General features: G+C 33.3%; 17 protein-coding genes and 1 riboswitch. Of the genes, 14 read left to right on the top strand and 3 right to left on the bottom strand.

Annotated elements, in window-relative coordinates:
- Position 1: 1 nt before the first annotated feature.
- Positions 2–1144: an ABC transporter substrate-binding protein gene (locus tag ACNQGB_RS13925; protein ID WP_417944619.1), complete on the bottom strand. Its 1143-nt coding sequence runs from the start codon at positions 1142–1144 to the stop codon at positions 2–4.
- A gap of 202 nt (positions 1145–1346) precedes the next feature.
- On the opposite strand from ACNQGB_RS13925, the gene ACNQGB_RS13920 reads away from it, so the two are divergent.
- From ACNQGB_RS13920 to ACNQGB_RS13875, 10 genes are all read left to right on the top strand, one after another.
- The gene (locus ACNQGB_RS13920; protein WP_417944618.1) at positions 1347–2270 is read left to right on the top strand and encodes an ABC transporter substrate-binding protein; all 924 of its coding nucleotides are present in this window, start codon (positions 1347–1349) and stop codon (positions 2268–2270) included.
- On the top strand, positions 2270–2650 hold the full coding sequence (locus ACNQGB_RS13915) for a DUF5522 domain-containing protein (RefSeq protein WP_417944617.1): 381 nt from the start codon (positions 2270–2272) through the stop codon (positions 2648–2650). Before ACNQGB_RS13920 ends, ACNQGB_RS13915 begins: the two co-directional genes overlap by 1 nt.
- A 30-nt stretch (positions 2651–2680) precedes the next feature.
- Positions 2681–3046, top strand: coding sequence for a four helix bundle protein (locus tag ACNQGB_RS13910; RefSeq protein WP_417944616.1), 366 nt, complete (start codon positions 2681–2683; stop codon positions 3044–3046).
- 59 nt (positions 3047–3105) lie between these two features.
- Positions 3106–3621, top strand: a complete 516-nt coding sequence (gene cobU, locus ACNQGB_RS13905; protein ID WP_417944615.1) for a bifunctional adenosylcobinamide kinase/adenosylcobinamide-phosphate guanylyltransferase — start codon at positions 3106–3108, stop codon at positions 3619–3621.
- A 90-nt stretch (positions 3622–3711) separates the two neighbouring features.
- The gene (locus tag ACNQGB_RS13900) at positions 3712–4356 is read left to right on the top strand and encodes a Dph6-related ATP pyrophosphatase (protein ID WP_417944614.1); all 645 of its coding nucleotides are present in this window, start codon (positions 3712–3714) and stop codon (positions 4354–4356) included.
- 123 nt (positions 4357–4479) lie between these two features.
- Positions 4480–6156, top strand: a complete 1677-nt coding sequence (gene cobT, locus ACNQGB_RS13895) for a nicotinate-nucleotide--dimethylbenzimidazole phosphoribosyltransferase (RefSeq protein ID WP_417944613.1) — start codon at positions 4480–4482, stop codon at positions 6154–6156.
- Positions 6157–6220: 64 nt separating this feature from the next.
- Positions 6221–7027 (top strand): adenosylcobinamide-GDP ribazoletransferase, encoded by an 807-nt coding sequence (locus tag ACNQGB_RS13890; protein ID WP_417944612.1) that lies wholly within the window; start codon positions 6221–6223, stop codon positions 7025–7027.
- The gene (gene cobC, locus ACNQGB_RS13885) at positions 7012–7548 is read left to right on the top strand and encodes an alpha-ribazole phosphatase (RefSeq protein ID WP_417944611.1); all 537 of its coding nucleotides are present in this window, start codon (positions 7012–7014) and stop codon (positions 7546–7548) included. Before ACNQGB_RS13890 ends, cobC begins: the two co-directional genes overlap by 16 nt.
- A gap of 40 nt (positions 7549–7588) precedes the next feature.
- A riboswitch (cobalamin riboswitch) is annotated at positions 7589–7857 on the top strand.
- Between the two features lie 31 nt (positions 7858–7888).
- The gene (locus tag ACNQGB_RS13880) at positions 7889–9718 is read left to right on the top strand and encodes a TonB-dependent receptor (protein WP_417944610.1); all 1830 of its coding nucleotides are present in this window, start codon (positions 7889–7891) and stop codon (positions 9716–9718) included.
- Positions 9719–9721: 3 nt separating this feature from the next.
- On the top strand, positions 9722–10780 hold the full coding sequence (locus ACNQGB_RS13875; protein WP_417944609.1) for a YncE family protein: 1059 nt from the start codon (positions 9722–9724) through the stop codon (positions 10778–10780).
- Positions 10781–10975: 195 nt separating this feature from the next.
- Here the strand turns inward: ACNQGB_RS13875 and ACNQGB_RS13870 are convergent, their stop codons facing one another.
- Entirely contained in the window at positions 10976–12403 is a 1428-nt protein-coding gene (locus tag ACNQGB_RS13870) for a S41 family peptidase (protein ID WP_417944608.1), read from the bottom strand.
- A 121-nt stretch (positions 12404–12524) separates the two neighbouring features.
- Here ACNQGB_RS13870 and ACNQGB_RS13865 point away from each other — a divergent pair, with 121 nt between their 5' ends.
- Genes ACNQGB_RS13865 through ACNQGB_RS13850 form a run of 4 tightly spaced genes read left to right on the top strand, consistent with a single transcriptional unit; the run spans position 12525 to position 14670 of the window.
- The gene (locus ACNQGB_RS13865; protein ID WP_417944607.1) at positions 12525–13034 is read left to right on the top strand and encodes an RNA polymerase sigma factor; all 510 of its coding nucleotides are present in this window, start codon (positions 12525–12527) and stop codon (positions 13032–13034) included.
- The gene (locus tag ACNQGB_RS13860; RefSeq protein ID WP_417944606.1) at positions 13021–13506 is read left to right on the top strand and encodes a hypothetical protein; all 486 of its coding nucleotides are present in this window, start codon (positions 13021–13023) and stop codon (positions 13504–13506) included. Before ACNQGB_RS13865 ends, ACNQGB_RS13860 begins: the two co-directional genes overlap by 14 nt.
- Before the next feature lie 53 nt (positions 13507–13559).
- The gene (locus ACNQGB_RS13855) at positions 13560–14135 is read left to right on the top strand and encodes a DUF4252 domain-containing protein (protein WP_309757885.1); all 576 of its coding nucleotides are present in this window, start codon (positions 13560–13562) and stop codon (positions 14133–14135) included.
- A 1-nt stretch (position 14136) separates the two neighbouring features.
- A complete protein-coding gene (locus tag ACNQGB_RS13850; RefSeq protein ID WP_417944605.1) occupies positions 14137–14670 on the top strand; it encodes a DUF4252 domain-containing protein in 534 nt (177 codons plus the stop codon).
- Positions 14671–14752: 82 nt separating this feature from the next.
- Here the strand turns inward: ACNQGB_RS13850 and ACNQGB_RS13845 are convergent, their stop codons facing one another.
- Positions 14753–16642 carry a hypothetical protein gene (locus tag ACNQGB_RS13845; RefSeq protein ID WP_417944604.1) on the bottom strand — a complete coding sequence of 630 codons (1890 nt, stop codon included), beginning with the start codon at positions 16640–16642 and terminating at the stop codon, positions 14753–14755.
- Positions 16643–16850: the final 208 nt, after the last annotated feature.

The following is a 16850-nucleotide window of genomic DNA, read 5'->3' as shown; positions in this document are numbered from 1 at the left end:
TTTAATTCAGTTTTTGTGCAAAAGTAAATGTATAATTTGGAAGCAATTCAGGATGGAATATTTTTATGTAATCTTTTAATACTAAGTCCGGTCGACTGGCGGCAACTTCATAATATACAGTTCCTCCTGTACTGCCTAATTTACTTTCGAAAGTATACACATTTCTAGATTTTAAAGCATCAAATTGATCGTAATGCGGATTGCTGTTTTCAAATTCTGCTAGATTCTTAAAAGAACCTGTTGCAATCCAGTATTTGGCAGTTTTGGCTTTTTCCAGTATTTTTTCAAACGACAAACTAAGGCTTCCAGTTCCTTCAACAGCAGCCCATAAATAATTCGCTTTAGCATCCTTCATGAATTGGGCAACCCAGCTGTTTCCCCTTGCCACATACCACTGATCTTGATACATAGAGCCGTACAAAACGGTTGCTGTGGGTTTCTGGGAGGCCACTAATTGTTTCGCATCATTATAATTCTTGACAATTCCATCAAATAATAGTTTGGCCTTTTTTTCTTTTCCAAACAAAGCACCATAAAGCTTGATCCATTCTGCTTTGCCAAGTGGAGTTTGTTCCATCCAATCGGCTTGAATGAGCACTTTTAGACCGCTTTTTTGTAGATTATCAATCATAGGATTATTGTTATCAATTCCAAAAGTTACCATTAAATCAGGCGCTAATTCAATCAACTGCTCTGTATTTAATTTTTCGTTTTGTCCTATGTTTTTAACTGCGCCGGCATCAATTAGTTTCCTAGTTTTTTCAGAGGAAACATAATCGGTGTGAGGAAAACCCACTAAATTTTTTTCAACGTGTAACATTTCCAAAAAAGGAATATTTGTGGTCGAGGTAACCACAATCGTTTCTAAAGGAACTGAAATTGTAATATATTTTTGCAGGCTGTCAGGAATGCTGCCGTTTTTTTCTTTTAGTATATAAGTAAAGTCCTTATTTGCTTCAGGCCAAGGGTTTGAAACTTTTACTACTGAATAGCCTTCGTGCTTAAAGATAGCTAGACTTTTTGAATACGTTATGGAATTCCCAGTTGTAACTACTGTTTTTATTGAAGTTTGCTCGTTTTTTTTGCATCCAATTAGCATTAAAAACAATATAAAATAAGTTAATTTCAGCGTATTTCCTTTCATGATTTTTTGCAAATTTGAAGACAAAGGTAAATTATAATTTTTTTATAATCAGAATCAAATTTTTAAAATGAGGCAGGAAGTATAAAACATAAAATAAGATTTATACTAATAGTTAGCTGCATACCTTTATATTTGTACTTCGTTTTTTTTCTGTTTTTATTTAAAAAAAGCCAGTAAAAAAAACCTTAAATTGATAACTACAATGATGAAAATTTGTTCTTTTCTGCCAGCTGCCACTTCTATGATTTACGAAATGGGATTAGAAAGTCAATTGGTTGGTGTTACTTTTGAATGCCACTCGGATAAACCAAAAGTAGTTCGTTCCTATCTTGAAGGTACCAATCACACAAGCAAGGAAATAGACCAAATTGTATCACAATCAAAGGCACAAGGAAAAAGTTTATACTATATAGACGATGCTTTACTAGAATCGATTGCTCCGGATATTATTTTTACCCAAGATGTTTGCGATGTATGTCAAATAGACACCAGTCATGTGGCTCGTTCCATTTATAAATTGTCAAAAGAGCCTGAATTAATCGCACTTATCCCTAGGAATTTAGACGATATTTATCAAAATGCGATAACGATTGCAAAGGCTTTCGATAAAGAAGAGCGTGCTTATGAGTTACTGGCAAAACTAAAAAAACGAACCGATTTTATTCTGGATACGCTTCGCAAAAATAACGCGCCATTAAAACGAGTTATGGTTATGGAGTGGCTGGATCCTATTTATAATTGTGGACATTGGATACCGTATCAAATTTCGCAAGCTGGAGGCGTTGATATGCTTTCAAATCCATCGGGCTATTCGATTGTTACGGATTGGGAACGTATTTTGCTCTATAATCCAGAGGTTTTGGTTGTGGCACCTTGTGGTTTTGAAGTCAGCCGTTCAGGGCGAGAAATTGAAGCATTGACCAAATTAGATGGTTGGGAGACTTTAAAAGCAGTTCAAAATAACGCTGTTTTTCTAGCTGATGCCGATTTGTTTACGCAACCTAGCACGACCGTTGTAGACGGAATAGAATTGTTGGCAGCACTATTTCATCCAGATCTTTTTGAAGTTCCAAGTACATTAAAGCACAAATATTTGTCTTTTCATGTTAATGAAAAAGTGAAATAATGACGGATACTTTTCCAAACGCTATTCGAATAAAAAACTGTTCTACCTGCGGAACTCCTTTTCATTGTGGGGACACACCTGAAGGAGCTAAATGTTGGTGCAACAATTTTCCGCCCATTTTTACTCCGTCAGAAGTGGTGGATTGCCTTTGCGTAAGTTGCTTTACAACGGCTTGTTCCACTAAAATTGACGAATATGTTGCTACAATAACTCCCGAAACGGCAACAAATAATATAGCTAAAGATTTACCCAAAACGACTAATCTATTAGAAGGAATTGACTATTATTTAGAAAATGGGAACTATGTTTTTAAGGCTTGGTTTCATCTAAAAAGAGGGCATTGTTGTACCAATGGATGTCGACACTGTCCGTATAAATAATTATAAATTATAAATTATAAATTATAAATTATGAGAGATAATATTGTCAAAACCAAGAGTTTTGATTTTGCTGTACGAATAGTTAGACTATATCAATATCTATGTTGTGATAAAAAAGAGTTTGTGCTATCAAAGCAGCTTTTAAGATCCGGGACAAGTATTGGGGCTATGATTCGTGAAGCAGAACATGCAGAGAGCAAGCATGATTTTATTCACAAGTTTGCGATTGCACAAAAAGAAGCTAATGAGGTAGTTTATTGGTTAGAATTATTAAAAGCTACGGATTATTTAAATGAAAAAGAATATGAAAATATAAATAACGATGCAATATCAATATTAAAACTTATAACAAGTATTATTATAACGACTAAATCAAAAGTTGATGTCAAGAAATGAGTTACTCAGTTGGCAGAAAAGCTGTTATTATAATTTACAATTAATAATTTACAATTAGAATGATATATTTAATAACTGGTGGTGAACGCTCAGGGAAAAGCAGTTATGCCGAAAATCTAGCAAAAGGATTGTCGGATAAACCAATGTATGTGGCAACAGCCAGAAAATGGGATGATGACTTCCAAAAAAGAATCGATCGCCATCAAAACGATCGGGACGAACGATGGATTAATATTGAAAAAGAAAAGCACTTGAGCGAAATTGATTTTTCAGGTAAAGTTGCCGTTATAGATTGTGTTACACTTTGGTTAACCAACTTTTTTGTAGATACTAAAAACGATATTTCTTTATGCTTAGAACAAGCTAAAGCTGAAATTGATGCAATTGCCAATCAAGAAAATACAACGATTATCATTGTCACTAATGAAATTGGTATGGGGCTTCATGCTGATACAGCAGTTGGAAGAAAATTTACCGAACTTCAAGGTTGGATGAATCAATATATTGCTGCAACTGCCGATACCGTTGTGTTGATGGTTTCTGGAATTCCTGTAACGATAAAAGAAAAAAAATGAAATAGCTATGATTTTACATCATTGAATTCAAAGGAAATACTACCACATAGCGTATTACATATTCAATTAAAAATCAATAAATAACCACATATGAATTTTGTAACTTCTTGGAGTGGCGGAAAAGACAGTTGTTATGCAATGATGCGAGCAACCCAGCTAGGATTTATTCCAAAAGTATTGCTTAATATGATGAATGAAAACGGGAAAGTCTCTCGTTCTCACGGATTGCCTTTGTCTATTTTGAATCAGCAAGCCCAAAAAATGGGATTGCCTCTGGAAGGAATTCCGGCAACTTGGGGTGATTATGAAGCCAAATTTATTTCAGTTCTGAAAATCCTAAAAGGCAAATATGAGTTGGAAGCAGCCGTTTTTGGTGATATTGATTTGCAACCGCACAAAGATTGGGAAGATAAAGTATGTGCCGCTGCATCACTAAAAGCAATTTTACCTTTGTGGCAACAAGACCGAATTGTTTTGGTAAACCAAATGCTTGAAAACGGAATTGTAACCATGATTGTTTCTTGCAATACAATGATGGGAGAACAGTATCTGGGGAAAATTTTGACCAAAGAATTAGCGCAAGAATTACACGAAAAAGGAATAGATCCTGGTGGCGAAAATGGTGAATTTCATACTTTGGTACTTAACTGTCCGTTATTTTCGGGAGCGATTGAATTGCCAGCATTCACTAAAATTACTTATGAAAATTATTGCTTCATTGTTTGGGAAGAATAACTTTTCAAGAACAAAGAAATAATGGCAATATCAACTACAAAAATCAATATCAAAGCAATGTTTTTAAAATTGATTTTTTGCAATTGTCATTTAATTTGCCATTGAACTTTTAAATAAAAAAACATGACTTATTTAGATGAAATTTTAAAATCCCGTCGCGACACCCGCCATTTTACGGAGGATCCAGTTCCTGATACTGTTATTAAAAAAGCACTGCAAGCGGGACATTGGGCACCTTCAGTAGGTTTGACCGATGCCACAAAATACTATCTGATCAAGTCGGCAGAAATAAAAAAGGCAATTAAAAATTTGTTTACAAACTATGATGAAAAAGCAATTGCATCAACAGATAATGAACAACAAAAACAAGCCTACAAAGCCCTTAAGCTAGAAGCAATTGAAGAAGCACCATTGGGATTAGTTATTTGTTACGATCGTTCCGTCTTGAATAATTTTACGATTGGAACCGTTGGGAGTAATGAAGCAATCAAGTTTAGCGCGGTCTGTGCGGCACAAAATATTTGGCTTTCCTTAACGGAGCAAGGATATTCCATGGGTTGGGTTTCCATATTAAATTACTATCAGTTTAAGCAATTATTGGGTTTACCAGATAATATGGAGCCGTTGGGGTATTTTTGTGTGGGGAAACCGGCTACTGATTATGATAATCAACCCATGTTGCAACAACTGAATTGGAAACAAAAACAAGCCATTCCATTAGTTGAGGAAATCACTGTTTTGAATGAAAGTAAGGTGGAGAAAGTATTTTTTGATACTAAAAAGGAGATTGATTCTGCTGCTTTTGCAAATGCATTACAACATAAAATCGATCAAAAAACCAAACCAACAGGTTCATTAGGAATTTTAGAAGTGCTCGCCAAACAAATTGGGATGGTATTTCAAACTTTAGAACCAAAAATAATAAAACCTAATCTGGTTGTTTTTGCAGCTGATCACGGAATTGCAAATCACGGAGTAAGTGCCTATCCGCAAGATGTAACTAGACAGATGGTTACAAACTTTTTAGTAGGTGGCGCAGCAATCAATGTATTTTGCAAACAAAACACCATCAAACTTTCTATTGTGGATGCGGGTGTGAATTATGATTTCCCTTTGAATACGAATTTGATTTCGGCAAAAATTGGGATGGGAACACAGTCTTTTTTGCACGGCCCAGCCATGAGCGCCATGGAACTGCAATTGTGCTTAAATAAGGGGCAAGTGGTCGTGAAAACGATTGCAAAAACAGGTTGTAATTGCATTGGTTTTGGTGAAATGGGAATAGGAAACACCGCTACTGCTTCAGTTTTAATGAGTATTATTTTAGCTTTACCCATTGCCGATTGCGTAGGAAAGGGAACGGGTATCACAGACGAAAAGCTGATTGAAAAAATAAATATTCTCAAAAAATGCCTAGATAATTATGAGGGTGAGAATAACTTAGAAAGCAAATTAGCCTACTTTGGCGGATTTGAAATTATGCAAATGGTAGGTGCAATGCTGGAAGCAAAAGAACAGAATATGCTCATTCTGGTAGATGGCTTTATCTGTAGTGTTGCTTTTTTAATTGCTTTTAAAAAGAAACCATCCGTTATAAAAAATGCTATTTTTTGCCATTCATCAGCGGAGCAAGGACACCAAAAAATAGTAGATTATCTAGGAGTTCAATCCCTGTTGCAACTCGATTTACGGTTGGGTGAAGGTACGGGTTGTGCGATTGCTTTTCCTATAATTGAATCGGCTGTAGCTTTCTTGAATGAGATGGCTAGTTTTGAATCAGCGGGTGTTAGCGGTCGGTAAACGGCAGTAGAGGCGCACTGCAGTGCATCTCTACAGGAAAATAAACCAAAAAATAATTCTAAAAATGAAAAAAGAACTACATATATTTTTTACGGCTTTAATGTTTTACACAAGGATTCCGTGTCCTGCAACCATCGATCATAATCCAGATTATTTAAATAAAGCATCCCGTTATTTTCCTCTTGTTGGTTGGATTGTTGGGAGTGCTGCTTTTGTAGTTTTTTATGTTTTTAATTTTTTAGTTGGGCCTGATATTGCAGTACTGTTCTCTATGATTGCTTCTGTTTTAGTCACCGGAGCTTTTCACGAAGATGGTTTTGCTGATGTTTGTGATGGTTTTGGTGGTGGTTGGACCAAAGAAAAAATCCTGATGATTATGAAAGACAGCGCAATTGGCGCGTATGGTGCCATTGGTTTAATCTTGTTATTGCTATTGAAATATCAAGGATTGACTCAATTAATTGCAGTTCCGGAGAATCCTACTTTTATAATTTATAATTCACAATTTACAATTCTTTTACTTTTTATTACAGGCCATTCTATCAGTAGATTAGCGGCAATATCAATTGTTTTTACGCATCAATATAGTAGGGAGGATGCATCTAGTAAAAGCAAACCCATTGCACAAAGTTATTCTTGGAGAGAAGTAGTAGGAGCTTTCTTTTTTGGATTAGTACCATTGGTATTTTTGTCTTGTTTTCAGTGGCAAATCATTTTGGTTTTAATCCCTGTTTTTGTGACTCGATTCTTTTTAGCACGTTATTTTCAGAAATGGATTGACGGGTATACCGGAGATTGTTTGGGCGCAACGCAACAAGTTTGTGAAGTAATTTTTTATATAACCTTTATTGCTCTATGGAAGTTTATTTAGTACGCCACACCGAAACCGTTTGCCCAAAAGGCATTTGCTACGGACAATCAGATGTAAGTGTCATTGAGCCCTACGATGCTGTTTTTCAGTCTATAATAAAGCAATTGCCATCCGATGCTATTTTATATTCCAGTCCCTTGCAACGTTGTACGCTGTTAGCAAACTTTATCAAAGAAAATTTGGGATGTATAAGTATTAAGCAAGATGATCGGTTAATGGAAATGAATTTTGGCGATTGGGAAATGAAAAATTGGGATGTTATTGATCCTGATGAGCTTAATCCTTGGATGGCTGATTTTGTAACAATTCGCGTTCCTAATGGAGAATCATTTACGGATTTACACAGTCGTGTTGTCGATTTTATACAAAGTGAACTCCACAGTACGCATTCGAAACCAGTGATTATTGTAGCTCACGCCGGAATAATCAGAAGCTTTTTATGCCATATTTCAGCATTACCTTTGAAAGATGCTTTTAAAAATAAAGTAGATTTTGGAGCTGTAATCAAGATTGAATTATAAAATTCGCAATTATTTAGGTTATTAACTTAATATAATTTTATCTTTGCCACCGTATTGAGGTTGTGGTTTAAATTTTTTAAATCGCATTAAAAGGGAATCAGGTGATAGATTTCAAGTTTTAGATTTCAGATTTTAGGGTTTAAATCCTAAATCAAGAATCCTAAATCTTAAATCAAAAATCCTGAGCTGTACCCGCAACTGTAAGCTATCAAGCTTGTTGTTATCTACAAAACCATTGTTCGTCACGGCGAATGAGAAGGTAAACAACAAGACGCAAGCCAGGAGACCTGCCTTTTTACTTAACAAATATCGAGCTCTCGGGAAAAAGAGTTCAGAAATTATGACTACAAAAAAATTACTTATATTTTGTTTTTTAAGTGTGTGCCAATATGTCTTGGCTCAAAATAAACCTGCAATTTCTTTAAACGAAGTAATTGTAACTGACGGCGCCCTAAAAAAATTTTCAAAAACACTTCAGGTTCAGGTATTGAATGATTCTGTAATTCAGAGAAATTACAGTTCATTGACCAATTTATTGCGATACAATAGCTTGCTCTATCTGAAAGAATATGGTAACGGAATGACTTCTTCTGTTTCCTTCAGAGGTACAACTGCTGCACAAACAGCAGTAATTTGGAACGGGATTAACATAAATTCACAGCTTCTGGGACAAACGGATTTTAATACCATAACTCCTATGGGATATACTGATGTCTCTGTACGAACTGGTGGTGGTAGCGGTATTTATGGTAGTTCAGCTATTGGGGGGAGTATTCATTTGAACAATGAGTTGCATTTTAAAAAACAATTTCAGAATCTTTTACGAATTAATTTTGGAAGTTTTAATACGCAAGGGTATTACTACCAGCTTATTGCCTCAGATAAAAAAGTTGCTTCTCAGTTTAGTGTTTCCAGAAATAGCTCGGATAACGATTATAGTTACCCCAATTCAAATCAAAAAAATCAAAATGGAGATTATTACAGTACCAGTTTAAATGGAAGTTTTGGTTATAAAATCAATTTGAATCATAAAATCAATTTTTACAGCCAGTTATATGACGGTTTACGGCATTTTTCTGGAACTTTAGCTTCCATTTCTGTTAGTAAATATTATGATTTGAACACAAGAAATTTGCTGGAGTGGGTTGGATTACATAGAGATTTCACTTCTAAGTTGAAATTAGCGTATGTAACTGAAAATTATAGGTATTATGAGAATAAAGACAAAGATATTTTTAGTGAAGGTGGCGCCAAAACGAAGATAATAAAATATGATTTAGATTATTCTCCAACTAAAAACTTCACCGTCAATTCAGTTATTGATTTCACTCAAATCAATGGTTTTGGGACCTCTATTGATAATGCTAAAAGAAATATAGCCACTGCAAGCCTCTTAGTTAAACATATATTAAGTCCTGTTATACAATATGAAGCAAGTGTTAGACAGGAAATTGCCACCAGTTATAATAATCCCTTTTTATATTCTTTTGGGTTTGTTTATCAGCCACTTGAATTATACAGCATAAAATTGAACACATCTAAAAATTTCAGACTCCCATCTTTCAATGATTTATACTGGGAAGGGAGTGGTAATTATGAACTCATTCCGGAACTTTCCCATCAAATTGAATTGGGACAGGAATTAAAAATTAATGCTTTGAAGTTTTCATTGACGGGTTTTTATATTCAAACCAAAGGAATGATTCGTTGGATTCCTAATGAAACAGGACAATGGACGCCTATTAATACAGCAAGTGTTGTAAATAAAGGGGTAGAGGCGACAGGGAGCTATTTCAAAAATTTCAGAGGACATAATTTTAATTTCAGTTTAGCTTACGGCTATACTTCGTCTGTGGATCAAAGCAACCAAAAACAACTTATTTATGTTCCGTATCATAAAATGACAATGAATGCAGATTACTCTTTTAAAAACTGGTCTTTAAATTATCAATATTTATTCAATGGAGCTGTTTTTACCTCAGCGGATAATTATTACAGGTTAAAAGAATATCAGGTTTCAAATCTTAGTGTTTATTACAAAATAGGAGAATTGGACCATTATAAAATAGGAATTCAAGCACTGAATTTATTTAATGAAAACTACCAAATCGTTGAGGTAAGACCAATGCCTGGTAGCAATTATAATTTAACTCTAACAATTAAATACTAACACATGAAAATTAAAAATTTTACAATCGCAGTCTTGGCTTCAACATTATTTTTAGGGTCTTGTACCAATGATACTAATGAAGAAAAATCATTAGGAGTTTATGATAATGGTTTTTTTATAATCAATGAAGGAGGTTTTGGTAAAGCCAATGCTGAAATTTCTTTTATCAGTAATGATCTTGTCACGCAACAAAACTCGCTTTATTCCGCAATTAATCAAGGGAAGTTATTAGGTGATACAGCACAAGATTTTAATGCTAATGGAGAGTTTGGTTACATAGTAATGAATGGTTCTAATACAATTCAAGTTGTAAACAGATATTCTTTCAAAAGTATTGCGACTATTGATAAAGATTTGAAAAATCCAAGATATATTGTTTTTGCAAATGGAAAAGGATATGTTACAAACTGGGGAGATGGAAGTGATGCAACAGACGATTATATAGCTGTTGTGAATTTGACTTCAAATACAATAGAAAGCAAAATTCCAGTAGTTGAAGGTCCAGAAAAGTTGATCGTTTATAATAATAAATTATATGTAGCACATTTAGGTGGATATGGTTCAGGAAAGACTGTTTCAGTGGTTGATGTTATGACTTCTAAAGTAACAGCTACTATTTCAGTAGGAGATAAGCCGGCAAGTATTGAAGAAAATCAAGGTGTTATCTATGTTTTAAGTAGTGGTAAAGCTTCTTGGACTGGTGATGAAACTGCTGGGAAGTTGCAAAAAATCAATCCTACTACAAATATGGTTAGTACAACTTTAGATTTCGCCTTGACTTCTCATCCTGGTCAAATGGATATAGAAAATAATAAATTATATTTCACTCAAGCTAAAAATGTATTTGTGATGAATACATCGGATACTGTATTGCCTTCAAAAGCGCTTTTTACAACAAGTTTTAGTGCCTATGGTTTTGCTGTTCACAATAATTCAGTTTACTTGGCTGATGCAGTTGATTATAGTTCGAATGGTAAAGTTGCTATTTATGACACAAACGGTGTTTTGAAAAATAATAGCACTGTTGGAGTAACTCCTAATGGATTTTATTTCAATAATTAATAGTTAAAAATAAATTTTAAAAATAAGGTTAGTTATAATTGGAAACGAAAAAGAGAGACAATCAGCGGTGAAAGTCTCTCTTTTTTATTTACAACAGTTTTTATTTTAATTCGGAAACAAACTATAGTGTATTAAACGCAGTTTTTTGCTAAAACATAGCTTAATTCTAGTTTGGAAATTGTGAACAAGAGCTATTTACTCCAAAGCTTTCAAAAGCCCTTTTGGTGCTTCCTCAAGATACATTTCATTTTGAAATCTTCGCATCGATTTAGAATCTTTAAAAAATTCAAAGTCAGTAGTGGTATTTGGTCTCATCATTCTATTTGTTCCATTAATTTTTCCAATAGCATAGCTTAGTAAAGGCTCTGTTGGAGCTCCCAGAACGCCATAGGTGCTGATCGATTCTGTTACCAGAAAATCAGGTTGTAATCCTTCAGGATAATCTCCAAAACCTACAGAGTTCGATGTCTTAGCTACAATAAGCTGCATGGCATATCTGTGATTAGGATTTCTTTTGGTTGAACCAAAAGTAGGCGAATCGTATAAAGTGATTGAGGCTACATTTTTACCATAGGTAACGTCACCTATCTGCACAACATTCATGTAAGGCTTCAGTCCATTGATTACAAGTTCACTTGCAGAGGCGGTACCCTTTGTAGTCAAAACATAAATTTTTGTCATATTGACGCTATTTATTGATGCAGCATCTATGTTACTTGGAAAAATATAATTGGTATTATTATCGCTATAGTTACTGTTCCACTCTAATTTTGAAAATATTTGACCTGAAAATTGTCCCGTAATCATACTTGCTAATCGGGTAGCAGTTTGCACAGATCCTCCACCATTGTAACGTAAATCTAAAACTAAATCGGTAATTCCTTGTGATTTTAAAAAACCAAATGCATCATTCAACTGTCCATCAAAATTGGAATAAAAACCATTGTACATCAAATAGCCTATCTTGTGTGTTCCAGAAGTAATCACCTTGTTGATTAATATTGGATTTTCAGTTAAAACTGTTTTTGTTAAATCTACTGTTTTACCATTGGTAACAAAGTCAGTTCCGTTGTAATCAGCTAAATTTAAAGTGTAGTTTTCATTAGCACCAAATAACAACGATTGGTAATTGCTTACTGTCAATTGTGTTCCATTTACAGCGGTGAAAACATCGCCACGTTTAATATTTTTAGAGGATGCATCTGAGTCATTAATGATATAACGCACATAACCAAAAATATTTGTTGTACTACCTGGTCTATATTTTAGTCCAAATTCAACCCCATTATTTTTAGTAGTTCCTTGTATTTGACCTTCTAGTTCTAGGTAGTCATCTACAATCCAACTGAATTTATCTTTTGTTTTAAACAGTAAAGCATCAAATAGTTCTTCAGGAACCGGATATCCTTGCAAAAAAGCATCTAGTGCAGTTTGGTCAGCAAATCGATCGTTTGCTAAATTGGGCACATCTTCTTGCCATAAATAAAATTGATTCATTCCACTCCAAATAAAATTTTGAATGGCTAATCCCTGCGGTTGTGCGATATCATCGTTATCTTGACAGCTTTGAAACGCGAAAGCCGATATAAACAATAAGAGGGCAATTTTAATGGTTGTTTTCATGGTTGGTATTTAATAAGATAAACGTAAAAATACTAACTTTAGTTTTTATTTTATGTTTTTTTGTTGCAAAAAATAATACGAGTCGTCTAGCTTATATAACCAGTTTAAAACCAAATTTTTTATGAACCAAAATGACTTTGTTCTTCTTGTCAATCCGTTTAAAGACAAAGTCTTCAGGTTGGCCAAAAGGTTGCTCGTGAGCACAGAGGAAGCAGAAGATGCTACTCAAGAAGTTTTGGTTAAATTATGGAATCGCAATGGTAATTTATCTGATTTTGGGAGTGTTGAAGCTTTCGCCATGACCATGACCAAAAATTATTGTTTAGATCAGCTTAAAGCTAAAAGAACAGGAAACCTCAAAATTGTGCATACCAATTATGTAGATCGAGAGGCTGGATTAGATAAGAAAATGGAAGACCTGGACAGTTTGAATTGGGTTGAGAAAATAATGGAGCAATTACCCGTACAACAACGATTGATTATTCAAATGCGGGATATAGAACAATATGAATTTGAAGAAATTGCAAAAATACTCGAAATGAATGAAAGTGCGATTCGGGTGGCACTCTCCAGAGCAAGGAAAACGATACGGGATTATATGACAAAAACACACAATTATGGAATTAGTTAAAATAGACTATTTAGTAGAAAAATATTTTCAGGGAGAAACCAGTATTGCAGAAGAAAAGGAATTACGTACTTATTTTTCTTCATCAGATGTTGCGCAGCATTTAGAACAATACAGGCCTATTTTTGAATATTTCTCTCTTGCCAAAGAGCAGCAGTTTACGTCTCAAGTACCACAACTCCCAAAAGCGGGAAACATAAAGCGTAATGCTACGTGGCTATCACTTGCAGCGTCTGTTGTTGTTTTGTTGGGAATAGGAACCTATGTCTATCACAATTATGATGATGCAACAAATAGTCAGAATTTAGGAACGTATGACGATCCTGAAGAAGCTTTTAGAGCTACTCAAAAAGCATTGTCCTTATTGTCGAGTAATGTAAATGTTGGCATAGAAAGTGTACAGTACATTCAGGTGTATCAAACTACAAAAGACAAGATTTTTATTGACACTAGAACTCAGTCAAGTGGTTTGTAATTCCCTTGTATGTGGAATAAAAACAAGAAAAATAATTTAAAAAAAAATCTAAAATGAAATCAACAAGTAATACAACCAAAATGAATAGTAAATTCAGTACCACAAAAAAGTTGATACTTACCCTAGTATTCGCCTTAGTTTCCAGCACCTTTTATGCACAAGCCATTTTTGATAAATTCGATGGGCAAGTAGGTGTAACCTCAATCATTGTTAATAAAAAAATGTTTGACTTGATGAGTAAAGTAAAAATGGATGCTTCCGATAAAGAAACGCAACAATACTTAAGTTTAATCAAGAAACTCGATGATTTGAAAGTGTTCACCACAAAAAATGCACGTTTAGAAGGCGAAATGAAAGCAGTTGCAGACAAGTACATCAAATCGGCAAATTTAGAAGAGTTAATGCGTGTAAATGAAGACGGACGTAGTATTAAAATCTTAGTAAAATCAGGAGCGAATGATTCCCAAATTAGAGAGTTATTTATGTTTATTGAAGGAGCTAAAAATGACGATACAGTGCTAATGTCGTTAAAAGGAAACTTTGATTTAGATGAAATTGCAGTCCTTACCAATAAAATGAAAATTCCTGGCGGTGATGATTTGAGAAAAGCAACTAAAGCAAAAAGATAAGATGAAAACAGTTTATGGAATAGCACTGCTATTGAGTTTGTTTCTGTCAAGTTGCAACTCAGAACCGTCCTTACAAAAGTACTTTGTTGAAAATACAGAAAATAAAAACTTTATTGCGCTCGATGTGTCACCTGATATTTTGAATGTTGATAAAACAAAATTATCAGTAGCTCAAAGTGATGCTTTAAAATCTTTTGACAAGATGAATGTTTTGGCTTTTAAATTGAACGCTTCGAACAAAGCAGAATTTGAGAAAGAACGTGCTAAAGTAAATTTGATCTTAAAAGATAAAAAGTACCAGCAACTGATGAAGTTTGCGTCTGGAAAAGAGGGCGCTTCGGTAAGTTTTGTAGGCACCGATGATCATATTGAAGAATTTGTATTCTTTGCCAATAAAGAAGATAATGGTTTTGCTGTGGTTCGAATTTTAGGTAAAGATATGAATCCGACAAGCATTATGACCATGATGAGTGTTTTACAACAATCAAATATTGATGTAGAACAATTAAAACCATTACAACAATTAATGAATTAAGTTAATTAGATAATTTGAAAAACCTCACATTGCTGTGAGGTTTTTTTGTTACGCTGTTGGTGAAATTATTTACTTAAAAACTTTATTCATATATAAATATTCGCTCTACAAAATTTGCACTTGGCTTTTCTGAATCTAGTCCGTCTTCAAAAAACATTTCAGTCCAGTTTTTTTGATTATCAATTTTAAGATATTGAATTCTTGTATCTAACTTACTTTTTCCATCTCCGAAAAAGGAATCCGAACTAGATTCTTCAATTCTCCTATTATCAGTGTTGTACTTACGATAAATAACCAATTCATCCAAATAAGCTGAGCCCTCTTTATTATTTTTAAAATGTTCTTCTATTAGATTTCCTCTTTCATCGTATACTAAATCATCTTGTGACTCAGTTATTTCAACCGCTCCTTCAATATATTCATAAGAATTTTTGTTTTTAAATATGTGGTTTTTATTATATTCGTATTTCACCGAACTTCTTAAAGTATCATTATCCAAATAATTTCTCTCTTCGATTAACTTGTTATCAGGTCCATAATTATAAATCGTTTTTTCAATCATTTTATCTTCATCATCATAATTTATTGATTCTATCTTTAGTTTCAAATTATTATACTTGTTCTCCGGATAATTAGATTTTTTAGGGAACAATTTATCTTCGACAAACTCACCATTAGAGTTCTTTTTGAAAGTTCTATAGTTTTGCATTTTTCCTTTTACATATTTGTCACCTTTTTTTGTGGCATAATAAAAGTTTTCAGTGTATTCTTTTATATTTCCAAATAGTTTCTCCTCCCATTCAGCAGACAACTGTGGCGCATTATAATCTTCGATGGCAAGTTTTTTTGGTATTGCTTTTTCCTGATTAGGAATCATCTCAAAATTCCTGTCTATTCCATATATGGGTTCGTAAAGTATAAAGTCATTTTTAATTGGCGCAATAGTGTGAACAAATATGTACTTGTTTGTTTCATTTATTACATCTTCTACATTAAATATTTTTTTATATTCTTCAAAAGTCATTAAAGGGTTAACTTTAAAAGCATCAAAAATACGCTTACTTAAATCACCTCCAAAATACCCAAAACCCGCTCTTTCATCATTTATTTTTTTATTTTTTTTCTTTAATTCAATCATTTCCTGATCATTATAATTGACTAAAACATTGCCTATTTCATCATAATTTATCAAGCGTATTTGATTTTTTCGATCACTGTTTTTCAAGTCAACTATTTCGAAAACAATCGTGTTGTTTAAAATAGCAATTAAATTGTATTCTATGTTGTTGAGCTTAAAAATTTTCCCTACATCCTTTTGAGAAAGCTTTACTTGAGAATAATCTGTAATAAATGTAATGTTATAAACGACACTTCCTTTGATTTCAGAAAGCTCTTTGTTGTTTTTAAAGTTTACTTCATTGTTTATTTGATCTTGCTTACGAAGGGTCGTAAAATTCAAATTGGTGTTTTTTCCTTTCTCATATTTAGACAAAAATTCACTTCCGAAAGAAGTTCCGCCAACATTTTGAATTTCAATCAACTCTTTTTTTAAATTAAATAACTTGCTTTTTATAGGATGAAATTCTACAACATCAATCTCGTCATTATCTTTATAATAAGAGGGAAAGCGCGAATTAAACAACAAATCATATCCATATTCAGATTGCTCCAATTTTAAAATCCCTCTTGCAATTAGAGTATCTACTGAAGAATTTAGTACGTCAATAGATTGAATTGGCTTCTTTTGAATCTCACTTATCTTTTTACTTACCTTCTTATAAGGAAAATCTGTGACTTTGAATATTTCTTTACCTACGTTATAAGTAAATTCATAAATCACATCTTTTTCCTCTTTACCTAATTGCTTTTTTTGGGAAAACATAGAAAGACTGCAACTCATAAATATCAATAAAGCTTTATTCATCTTTTTTTGTAAATTTACAATTTTTAAATCAAAAAATAAATTTTTCATTTCGTTTTTAACCTGTTTTTAAAAAACAATGCGCATCAAAATTAAAGCCATTTACATTAAATAATTTGGTTTTCAAATAATTGAACTTAGGAAACAGATTTATCGATTATTTAGCTAAAATCAAAAAGCGTCTTGAATTTTCCGAGACGCTTTTTTTATGATTTAATTTTTGGGAGTTGGGTTATTTTTAAATTAGTAATCAGAGTTA

This window comes from Flavobacterium frigidum (assembly GCF_048286795.2).
Note: the sequence above shows the minus strand (reverse complement) of the source record. Positions and strands in the feature narration are given on the sequence as shown.